The sequence below is a fragment of the Thermogemmatispora sp. genome, assembly GCF_042408735.1.
Taxonomy (GTDB): domain Bacteria; phylum Chloroflexota; class Ktedonobacteria; order Ktedonobacterales; family Ktedonobacteraceae; genus Thermogemmatispora.
The window spans coordinates 1-10,999 of the sequence record NZ_JBHOQV010000066.1; the positions used below are offsets into that span (position 1 = coordinate 1).

7 protein-coding genes are annotated in these 10,999 nt (G+C 60.7%); 4 read left to right on the forward strand and 3 right to left on the reverse strand.

The features are described 5' to 3' along the window. Positions 1-263: 263 nt before the first annotated feature. Positions 264-2,078, reverse strand: coding sequence for a translation elongation factor 4 (lepA, locus tag ACFMO7_RS05195; RefSeq protein WP_376794452.1), 1,815 nt, complete (start codon positions 2,076-2,078; stop codon positions 264-266). After that, the gene (gene mnmA, locus ACFMO7_RS05200) at positions 2,075-3,247 is read right to left on the reverse strand and encodes a tRNA 2-thiouridine(34) synthase MnmA (RefSeq protein ID WP_376794453.1); all 1,173 of its coding nucleotides are present in this window, start codon (positions 3,245-3,247) and stop codon (positions 2,075-2,077) included. Before mnmA ends, lepA begins: the two co-directional genes overlap by 4 nt. A 726-nt stretch (positions 3,248-3,973) precedes the next feature. Here mnmA and ACFMO7_RS05205 point away from each other — a divergent pair. After that, on the forward strand, positions 3,974-4,393 hold the full coding sequence (locus tag ACFMO7_RS05205; protein WP_376794454.1) for a hypothetical protein: 420 nt from the start codon (positions 3,974-3,976) through the stop codon (positions 4,391-4,393). 347 nt (positions 4,394-4,740) lie between these two features. On the opposite strand, the gene ACFMO7_RS05210 is transcribed toward ACFMO7_RS05205, so the two are convergent. Further along, on the reverse strand, positions 4,741-5,022 hold the full coding sequence (locus tag ACFMO7_RS05210; RefSeq protein ID WP_376794455.1) for a hypothetical protein: 282 nt from the start codon (positions 5,020-5,022) through the stop codon (positions 4,741-4,743). A 990-nt stretch (positions 5,023-6,012) separates the two neighbouring features. On the opposite strand from ACFMO7_RS05210, the gene ACFMO7_RS05215 reads away from it, so the two are divergent. The 3 genes from ACFMO7_RS05215 to ACFMO7_RS05225 all read left to right on the forward strand — a co-directional run bounded on the left by ACFMO7_RS05215 (position 6,013) and on the right by ACFMO7_RS05225 (position 10,536). Beyond that, positions 6,013-7,875, forward strand: a complete 1,863-nt coding sequence (locus tag ACFMO7_RS05215) for a protease pro-enzyme activation domain-containing protein (protein ID WP_376794456.1) — start codon at positions 6,013-6,015, stop codon at positions 7,873-7,875. Positions 7,876-8,752: 877 nt separating this feature from the next. Then, the gene (gene aat / locus ACFMO7_RS05220) at positions 8,753-9,331 is read left to right on the forward strand and encodes a leucyl/phenylalanyl-tRNA--protein transferase (protein WP_376794457.1); all 579 of its coding nucleotides are present in this window, start codon (positions 8,753-8,755) and stop codon (positions 9,329-9,331) included. A gap of 41 nt (positions 9,332-9,372) precedes the next feature. Beyond that, positions 9,373-10,536: a glycerate kinase gene (locus ACFMO7_RS05225; RefSeq protein WP_376794458.1), complete on the forward strand. Its 1,164-nt coding sequence runs from the start codon at positions 9,373-9,375 to the stop codon at positions 10,534-10,536. Positions 10,537-10,999 lie beyond the last annotated feature (463 nt).

The window sequence follows — 10,999 nt, forward strand, 5'->3', positions numbered from 1 at the left end:
TGGAATCCCGAAAGGAGGTTGTATGCAGATGAAGAAACCGATACGCCTCTTAGGGATGGTGTTCCAGATTGACTAGGAGCGCCCGTAAAGGCGGGCTCTCCGAGCCTCTGAGCGCTGCGCCATCGATCTGACAACCGCTGCAACTAGAGGTTTAGGGGCGGTCGCGACGACGGGGTGACCGTCGGGTCCTGGCAGGCGTAAACAGAGGGTTGCGGGGCATACGTAAGACCTATTTATGCCCCGTCCTTTTATTTTTTTGGAGACTAGTCCCCTTCCTCTTTGAGGGAGAGCACGGCCATAAAGGCTTCCTGGGGAATCTCAACGCTGCCTACCATCTTCATGCGCTTCTTGCCCTCCTTCTGCTTCTCCAACAGCTTCTTTTTACGCGTGACATCGCCCCCATAGCACTTAGCCAGCACATCCTTGCGCAAGGCCCTGATGGTCTCGCGGGCGATCACGCGCGAGCCGATGGCGGCCTGAATGGGCACCTCGAAGAGTTGACGTGGGATGAGCTTATGCAGCTTCTCTACCAGCGCCCGCCCGCGACGGTAGGCTTCACTGCGGTGCACAATGATCGAGAGCGCATCGACCGGTTGCCCGTTCACCAAAATATCCAGCTTCACCAGATCGGCCTCACGGTAACCGGCAAAGCTGTAGTCCAGCGAGGCGTAGCCCTGCGTTCGCGACTTGAGCTGGTCGTGGAAATCCACAATCAGCTCGGCCAGCGGCATACTATATGTCAGGAGCACACGGTCGGCCTCGATATACTTCATCTCCTTGAAGACGCCACGCCGGGCGGTCACCAGCTCCATAATCGGACCGATATAGCGGGCCGGCGAGAAGATCGATAGCTCCACCCACGGCTCTTCAATCTTCTCGATCTCTCCCGGCGAAGGGAAGGCCGAGGGATTATCGACCTTGACCACCTCGCCGTTGCGCCTGGTGACGTAGTACTCCACGTTGGGCGCCGTCGCAAGAATACGCAGGCCATACTCGCGCTCCAGCCGCTCCTGGATGATCTCCATATGCAGCAGGCCCAGAAAACCACAGCGGAAACCAAAGCCGAGGGCCGCCGAGGTCTCCGGCTCAAAGGAGAGCGAGGCATCGTTGAGCTGCAAGCGCTCCAGGGCATCGCGCAGCAGCGGGTAGTCCTCACCATCGACCGGATAGAAACCGGCGAAGACCATCGGCTTGGCCGGCTTGTAGCCTGGCAGCGGCTCGATCTGGCCGAGGGCCTCGGGGATGGTCGCTGTGTCGCCCACCCGACAATCTTTGACGTTCTTGAAGCCCGTTGCCAGATAGCCAACCTCGCCCGCGCTGAGCACCTGAGTCGCGACCAGGCGCGGCTGAAAGTAGCCGGCTTCGAGAACCTCGGTGACGCTCCCCGTGGCCATCATGGCAATGCGCTCGCCGGTACGCACGCTGCCGTCCACGATGCGCACATAGGCAATCACGCCCTTGTAGCTGTCATAGTGCGAGTCGAAGACCAAGGCCCGCAAGGGGCGCCCGAGATTACCATGCGGCGGCGGGATGCGCTCAACGATGGCTTCGAGGATCTCGCTGATGCCTATCCCTTCCTTGGCCGAGGCCAGCAAGCATTCGCTTCCCGGCAGACCGATCACCTCCTCGACCTCCTGACGCACGCGCTCAGGATCAGCGCTTGGCAGGTCGATCTTGTTAATGACCGGGATAATGGTGAGGTCGGCCTCCAGGGCAAGATAGAGATTGGCCAGGGTCTGGGCTTCGATCCCCTGCGTGGCATCAATGACGAGTAAGGCCCCCTCACAGGCAGCCAGGCTGCGAGAGACCTCGTAGGTGAAGTCAACGTGTCCCGGCGTGTCGATCAGGTTCAGCTCGTACTGCTCGCCACTGCGAGCCGTGTAGAGCATGCGCACAGCCTGGGCCTTGATGGTAATGCCTCGCTCCCGCTCCAGCTCCATCTGGTCCAGCACCTGCTCGGTCATTTCCCGCCTGGAGATGGTCCCTGTATATTCGAGGAGACGATCGGCCAGTGTCGATTTGCCATGATCGATATGGGCAATAATACAGAAGTTGCGAATATGGGCTTGATCCGTCATGCTTCGATGATGCCTCCGCACAACACTTCATCGCCATCGGCGCCACCATAGAAGACCGCGCCCTGCCCCGGCGTCACAGCCCGCACCGGCTGCTCCAGCACAACAAGAGCACGCTGTCCCTCCAGCGGCGTCACGCGCGCTCGCTGCTCGCTGGCCTTGTAACGGATGCGGACCGCAGCCTCAAATGGTTCTGCCGGTACGTCGCCGCTGAGATAGTGCATGGAATGAACCGTAAAGCTGGTGCGCTCCAGAGCCTCTGCCGGACCAACAATCAGCGCATTGCGCTCGGCATCGATCTTGAGCACATGGAGCGGACGGGACGAGGTCAGCCCGAGACCACGCCGCTGTCCGATGGTGTAGAAGGCCAGACCTCGATGCTCTCCAAGCAGGTTGCCCTCCCGATCATAGATCGGCCCGGGACGCGGAACCGGCAGAGCAGGACCAAAGCCGCCGAAACCGCCGTCTCCTCCCCCGCCCCCGGCTACTCCAACAGCGGCCCGGCTGGCCGCATAGCGCTGGATAAAGCCGCGATAGTCGTCGCGAGCTACAAAACAGATCTCCTGACTCTCAGGCTTGCTGGCCACAGGCAGGCCACGCTCCGCCGCCATGGCACGCACCTGCTCCTTGGTGTAGGTCCCCAGTGGAAAGCAGGCCCGTGCAAGCTGCTCCTGGTTCAAGACATGCAGGACATAGGATTGATCCTTCTGCCGATCGATCGCCCTCAGCAAGCGATACTTTCCCGTCAGGGGATCACGCTCAACACGAGCATAATGGCCAGTGGCCAGATAGTCGGCTCCCAGGGCCAGCGCTCGCTTCAGCAGCACGGTGAAACGGATAAAGCGGTTGCAGACGAGGCAGGGATTGGGCGTGTGGCCAGCCACATACTCCCGATAAAAGTAGTCGACGACTCGCTCCTTAAATTCTTCTTCGACATTGATCAGATAGAAGGGGATGTCAATCAGACGAGCTACGCGCCGCGCATCATCAACCGCTTCCAGCGAGCAGCACTTGTTCTGCACGACACGCTCGACGCCATCATCTTCCTCGCTGCCAGGCTCCGCCCAGAGGCGCAGCATGATGCCGATGACCTCGTGCCCCTGCTCCTTGAGAAGGGCAGCCGCCACCGAGCTGTCGACGCCGCCGCTCATGGCGACCACAATTCTCGCCATACTGCCGCTCCCTTCTCGCTACTTTCGTTCCTCTGAAATCTTCCAAAACTGCCAAAAGTCATCCATAGCTTCTATTGCGAAATACTCGCTCCAGGCGTGCTGCAGGCTGCCTCTGGCCGCCAGTCGGCGCCCCACCACCGATTGGAGCAGAGGGCCTGTCTGCTCGAGTGAGCGAGCGCGCTGGCGACGACCGCCGGTGGCTGCGGTGAGCGAAAAAAGACTAGCCCACGAGGATGGCTAGCCTCGGCATGTTGACAGCGTTGCTCTTCTGCGCGTCTATGGTTCCCCGATCAGGCAACAGGGACAGGCAAAAGATGCCTTCTTGCCTCTCCTGCTAAGCGTAGCACAGGCGTCGTCCTTTGTCAAATGGAGACGGCCCTGCTCTGCCAGACTCAGGCCCGTGGTACGCTCCCTGGGAAGGTAAGAGCTACCTCTCGACGAGATGGCCGTCTTCGTGTATAATAGGCCCAACCAACGTCAACGAATGGACCTCGCAGCCGGCGGCTGTCGGGCGCCAGATTGGGCGAACGTTGCGCTCTGGCAGCGGAGCAGCCCGAGCCGGTAAGCCATCGTGTTGAGTAGCAGAAGAAGCGAAGAGTAGCCAGATTGGCTGCGGTGAAGATCTTGCGGCGCCGCGCGGACCGCAGTGTCTCCTGTCAGAAGGGGCAGAGCGGAGAGAGACCTACAGCTGCGGCAGCGGTCCCGTATTCACAGGAGTGAGTCAGCATGGCTAAGAAAGCAGGTGCACGCAGCGGGACACGCCAGAAAGCCCGCGCGCAGAAGCACGTCGAGCTGGTTCGCCAGGCCAGGCAGGGAGAGCCAGGCCGCGTCGCTCCATCGGAGAGCGGCTCAGTAACCGAGAGTAAGCAGCATCCCTCTGCCGCTGTTGCCGCCCAGGCACGTCCGGAGGAGAGACGCGAGCAGGAACGCCCCGTGCCCTCCGCCGAACCCTCCCGTTCCACCAGCGCGGCTAGCAAATTGGCAGCCCGCCGCCAGGCGGGTCGGACAGCAGCGCGCAGTGCCGCCCTGGTTACTCCAGAGCACTATGCCTACGTCCGCCGCGACCTGGCACTGATCGCGATTCTGGCGGCGATCATGTTCGCAACGCTCATCGTCCTTCATTTCGTGCCAGCTATCGGCGGTTAGGTCAGGCTTTTGCACGGCTTCCTTCTTGCAGTGCGTGTCGGCCGGCAGGTCAGCGGTCCAGGCGGCGCTGATCCTGTCTCTCCCTCCGCTCCGTCCTTTTGAGCCTTGGTCGGGCAGAGTCAGACCTGATCAATTCCTGGGACCAGTAGCGCCAGAAAAGAGCAGAAGCACCGAGGTTGCGCCTCCTGTCCTCAGTGCTTCTTTCTTTGTTTTTTCCTGCCCTTTAGCCTTGAGTATCTTGCATCCTGGATAGCTTGCCGAGAGATCGCACAGCCATCTGGAGTCAGATGACCGGGCGAGATAAGGGCCGTCTGCAGCTCACGCTGTTTTGTCCCTACCCCACCACGCTAGTGCATCAGGGGGCCAGTGTTAAGGCCGGCGGAAATACCCTGGCGGTGTTCCGCGGGGATCGTGACGCCCAACACGCGCTGCATGGCCATCGTGTGTGAGCAATGTCCCCAATCCTGGAAGAAGCGACAGGTGCAGTTCCAGACTCCATGATCGTAGTTGGTGGTATGGACATCGTTCTCGCCGCGGAACCTGGCCTCGAAGCGTGTGAACTGGATACGCTCCGGCTCTTCCGCGTAGCGCTTGGCTTTTGCAATTTTGCTGATCATGCTTGAATTCACGGTCGGTACTCTCCTTCGGGTATAGCAAGCAAGCAACCACTTCGCATACAGATCAACGGCAACTGTCTCACGAGGCGGGGACAACGGCAAGGCCAATGGCTATGGCCTATCCCATCCCATCAGCAATGTTCTCGATCTACAAGGGGCTGATGGCCCGAGAGCAAGTCTCACCCTCCTTTCACGCGAAGTCTCGCCCCGGAGCAGAGGGACGAACAACTACCAACACTGGCCCAGTCACTCCTCTTCGCCATCAGATACGGAGGTCACCAGCGCCTGGGAGACATCCCAGCGGCGCATTCAGCTGAAGAATCTGCGTAGAGCCTGGTAATGAGTGCATGCTGACCGTGACAAAGGAAATAAAAAACACCAGGGCTGAATCTCCCCAGTGTGTATCATCGCTAACCGTTGGCAGTATGGGCTGACACGCCTGCCTTCCACGACGTAGCTCGTGCATCCTCTTTCTCTGAGTGCATAGGCGGCAACCCTCGTAATTGAACTCTTCCCCGTTGAAATTCTGTACCGTCCTGGTATGACAAAGTATACCACAGATTGGTATGAATGTCCAGGGGCGGGTCTGCCTCTCACGGACGCGAGAAGGAGAGAGCGAGCCGGCAGGGCAGGGCGGATATTGGGCCTGGGGAAGAGAATAGGATTCGCTCCTTTCTGATCTGATCGGCAAGGACGTGCTCTGACCGACAAGACAGATCACAATGGCAGTGTTAGTCACTTCACTGCAAGGGTTCCCCTCCCTCAGCTACACTTTTGTCTGTCAACAGAGGCTTTCAGACGGACCGCTCTGCGCCCGCTGTTCCGCAGCGAAGAGCTTCCCTGACCTCTACGGGCCAACCTTTACTCGGGCCTGAGCAACTGGCCCAGCAGAGCGAAAGAGGCGTGGGACTAAGCGGGACCCGCTTTTTGCCTGCTTGTAGTTGGGTCCGCTCGCTGGCAGGGCCGGCCCATTCAGATCGAGAGGAGGAGAGAGGATCACCCATGAGCAGCAATAACCAGCGTCATCCTGGCGCCCATCTGTCTCTGCGCAGAGGAACTTTTCTGATCAGTCTGCTTTTGGTGCTTTTGCTAAGCGCCTGCACTTTCCCGGGCGCGGGTTCCACGGGAGATCAAAGCCAGAATAAGGCTACGCCCACAGCTCCTGTCACCTTGCCCCGGCAGGCTCCCACCCCGTTGCCGGCCAACCATCCTGTGGTTGATCAGCCCGTCATCCGTCAGCTTCCCGCAGGACAACCCCTGCCTTCGAACCTGGTTTTGCCACTGACTATTAATCTGCTCTACAACGATGCTGCTCTGGAGCGCACGGTCGCCCAGATCTATACTCCCCACTCGCCTCTCTATGGGCGTTACCTGACTCCGCAGCAGATCCGTGCCAGCTTTGGACCTAGCCAGGAGCAGCTGCAGAGCGTGCAGCAGTGGTTCAGCGAACAGGGGTATCGGGTGGTGGCAGTCGATGACCTGGCCACCTCGCTGCAGGTCGAGGCTTCAGTAGCTACTATCGAGCGCAGTCTGCATCTACAGCTCAGACAGTATGATCTGGCCAGCCATCGATTCTTCCTGCCTCTTGGCACGCCCTCCCTTCCTTCCCAGATTGCCTCACTGGTGCAATCGATTATCGGTCTCAACACCTTCGCCATCCCTCGCATCTGGTCAGCCCGTCAGGCGCTCTCCGCGGCCGGAAGCGCCGCCGACTGCGGCAAGTACGGCGCTCGGCAGACGCTGACACGGGCGAAACTGGCAGCGGCCTATCAGTTCGACCAACTCTATCGGCGTGGCCTGCAGGGCCAGGGCATGAGTATCGGTATCCTGGAGCTGAACGAGCCGTTTGCCCAATCCGACGTGAATACCTATTTCGCTTGCGCGGGCCTGACTCCCCCTCAGATCGAGGTGGTGAACGTCGTGGGGCGCACTCCGCCGGGTCCGGGCGAGGGAGAGGCTGCTCTCGACATCGAGCTGGCCGGGAGCCTGGCCCCTCAAGCTCGTCTGGTAGTCTACCAGGCTAACCAGGCCACTATTGCGGCCATGCTGGCGATCTTCCGGCGGGTGGCCGCCGAGAATCGCGTTCAGGTCCTGAGCGTTAGCTATGGGACAGCCGAGGATAATCTGAGCGCCAATGAGGGGAGCAGCTTCAATCAGGCTCTGCGCATTCTGGCCGCCGAAGGCATTTCGGTCTTTATCAGCAGCGGCGACTGTGGCGCCTTCACCGAGCGCGTGCCCAACATCGCCGTGGTCTCTTCTCCCGCCAACGCTCCCTACGCGATCGCCGTTGGAGGCACGGTGCTGCAGGTCAATGATCACCTGGCACGCCTGAGCGAAGAGGGCTGGGGACGCAGCCCCAACTCAAGCGTGATCTGTCTGAACGATTGGGGTAGTGGCGGAGGAGTCTCTCAGGAGACCCTGTTCAAGCGCCCCTTCTGGCAGACCGGGCCGGGCCTGAAGACCAGCTACGACGGCTCTGCGGGCAATATTCTGACTCCCGATTTAGAGCCGGTCCGCGCCCCCAATGGCTTGCGCCAGGTGCCCGATGTGGCTGCGGCAGCTGACAATATCTCTATCTTCTGGCAGGGACGCTGGGTCAGCAGCGGAGGTACCAGCGCCGCCGCCCCCATTTGGGCAGCAGGCACAGCACTGGTCGACCAGGGCCTGCGCCAGGCCCATCGCCCACTTTTCGGTGGCGTGCCAACCATCTACCGCCTGGCCAACGATCCCCGCGGGGTCTGGCCATTCACCGATATTGTGAGAGGTGAAAACGGCTTCTATCGCGCAACTCGCGGTTGGGACTACGTCACGGGCTGGGGCTCGCCCAACTTTCTGGCAATCCTCCAGCGCCTGCAGGTGGCCTGAAAAGGATTGGGGGCAGGGCTTCTTTGCTGCCCTGCCCTGGGCCGCTTCCCAGGCCGGCGCCTATCAGCCTCCACCAGGGAGAAGACGCCGGCTTACACTTTCTCTCTCCCCCTTGACAGCACACCAGGCCATTTTCCGCCCACGTCCCGACTACAGCCTTGCAGAAACGACCTACCACTGCCGGGCCGTCGTTCACGGTATGGCTATGTTGCACCTGACACTGTTCAGCGGCAAGGAGCGAGATCTTGATCGCAAGGATCCGCATGAGCGCATTCTCCGGGGTCTGACCGCCGGCTTGCAGGGTTTCTGATCTTTTTTGCTCCTGTTTACCGAACGCTGTTCGTTACAGTTCACTTCGAGGGCAGCTTCTTAATCGGGTTAGGCATCAACCGCCCCTGGTCAATGAGCAGATGGTTGCCGGTCTTTCTGGCCAGGCCGTCCCTGCTCAACAAGCCAGCTCGCTAGCCCGAGTTTGGTCCGCCTGGCTATTATCTTCATCTCAGGTTCTCTACCAGCCTGGTTGTCCAGCATGGCCGTCTTTCGCGTAGCTGGCCGCCTACACAGGACAGCGGGACGCTCAGCATTGACCAGCCTGGGCTGCTTTTAATTGGCGTCTCGGCAGCAATAGAGCGGTCGGCATCCGGTGCGAAGCGCCCTGGGTCGAGGCCAGGGCACACGAAGGCATCTATAACAATAGGCCTCCCTTTGGCCTGGTCCGAACCGGCGAGCGGCGTCCCGCCGTGGGAGGCACATCAATGGCGGCGGGATGCCTTGTCAGAAGCTAGTGCACTTGCTATGCTACAATACACTGCAGCAATGAGGTCAGGTTTGAGCTTGTAGCGATACTAGTAGCCTACTTACTAAGGAGGCAGACCAGATGGCGGACCAGCTTGATGTCGCAACCGTGGTCTATGCCTACACACGGGGTCTTTTCCCTATGGCTGACTCCCGGGGATGTATCCACTGGTACGCACCTGACCCGCGTGCCATTCTTGAACACGAGCGCCTGCATATCTCGCGCTCGCTGCGCGCCACGCTGCGCAAGGGGATCTATGAGATTCGCATGGATAGCGCCTTTACGGAGGTAATGCGCGCCTGCGCGGCCCGTGAGGAAACCTGGATCAGCGAGACGTTCATCGAAACCTATACTCAGCTGCACCATCTCGGTCTGGCGCATAGTGTCGAAGCCTGGAGAGATGGTCAACTTGTGGGCGGCCTCTACGGGGTATCTCTGCGCGGGGCCTTTATGGGAGAGAGCATGTTTTCACGCGCTCCGGACGCCTCGAAGGTCTGCCTGGTAGCGCTCGTTGAGCATCTGAAGAGCCGCGGTTATGTTCTCCACGATGTCCAGTTTCTGACTCCTCACCTGGCCAGCCTCGGGGCGAGCGAGATCCCTCGCCGAGAATACGAGCGTCGCCTGCGCAGCGCTCTCCAATTGTCCTGCACCTGGCAGTAGAAGAGAAGAAGGACGCCTGAAGAGCAGAGAGGAAGCCAGCTATGCGTATTGTGATCGCTCCCCAGGCACTGAAGGGCAGTTTGACGGCTCCCGAGGCCGCCCGCGCTATTGCTCGCGGTCTCGAGAGGGTGCTGCCCTCTGCTGAGCTGGATCTGGTGCCGATTGCCGATGGCGGGGAGGGCACAGTAGAGGCCCTGGTCAGTGCCACGGGCGGCCAGTTGGTGCGGCAGACCGTTACTGGACCGCTGGGCGAACCGGTGGAAGCCACTTTCGGGCTGCTTGGCAATGGGCAAACTGCGGTGATCGAGATGGCGGCCTGCGCCGGCCTACCGCTGGTTCCCCCAGAGCGGCGCGATCCCCGCCTGACGACCACCTACGGCGTAGGTGAGCTGATTCGGGCCGCCCTCGACTACGGTTGTCGCCACCTGATTATTGGCATCGGAGGCAGTGCCACCAACGATGGTGGTGCTGGCATGGCTCAGGCTCTTGGCGTGCGTCTGCTCGACGCGCAGGGAGAAGACCTTCCCTACGGCGGGGCTGCCCTGGCCCGCCTGGCCCGTATCGTGCCCGATGGACTTGACCCTCGCCTGCGGGAGAGCCGCATCGAGGTGGCCTGCGACGTTACTAATCCCCTCTGTGGGCCCCTGGGAGCCTCTGCCGTTTATGGTCCCCAGAAAGGGGCGACGCCCGAGATGGTCCCCCTGCTCGACGCCGCCCTGGAGCATTATGCCGAGATCATTCAACGGGATTTGGGCCGCTCCGTGCGCGACCTGCCCGGAGCCGGGGCCGCCGGCGGGCTTGGGGCTGGCCTGTTGGCCTTTCTAGGGGCAACCCTCCGTCCTGGCGCCGCTCTGGTGCTGGAAGCCGTCGGCCTGGCTGAGCGTCTGCGGGGGGCCAGCCTGCTTATCACGGCGGAGGGACAAATTGATCGCCAGACCGCCTACGGCAAAAGCGTGGGCGCTGTGGCTTCGCTGGCTCGGAGCCGTGGTGTCCCTGTCCTGGCACTGGCTGGCAGCCTGGGAGAAGAGTACCAGGTCGTCTATCCCCTGGGGGTCGAGGCCATTATGACCCTCCTCCCGGCCCCCATCTCGCTGCAGCAGGCAATGGCCCAAGCCGCCACCCTGTTGACCGAGGCCAGCGAGCGAGCTGCGCGCCTGTTGGCCCTGGGCCGGCGTCTGTCACCCCTTGAAGGGTTTACTTTCTAGGGATATAATTCGTCTATACTAAAGGGAACAACTATCAGGGTCGGAGACGTGAAGAAACCGCCTCATCCTACCTGCCTGCCCGCCCGTCCTGTTGTCAGACCACCACGGCCTTCAGACAGGTTGGCAGCCGGCGGATTTCAACCGGCCACAAGGCAGGCTACGGAAGCAACAGGATCGCCACCTCTTGATTGCCACTTCCAGTTTCCCGCCTGAGAAATATTGGAAGGGCAAAAAGATGTTGTATCCTGTGAACGGTTTCAAGCGTCTCTGTAATTAAGCAGAGCGATAACAAGAGACGCTTGCTCAATCCGTTGGTAGTCCAGAATAGAGGGAGCGCCGTTATCATGCCGGACCGTCTCTACGCGACCGATAACGCAGACTTCGAACGCCTGCTGTCACTGGGATTCACAGAAAGCGAAGCCAAGCGGCTTCTCTATCTGCGAGACCATGTCGATGAGCAAGT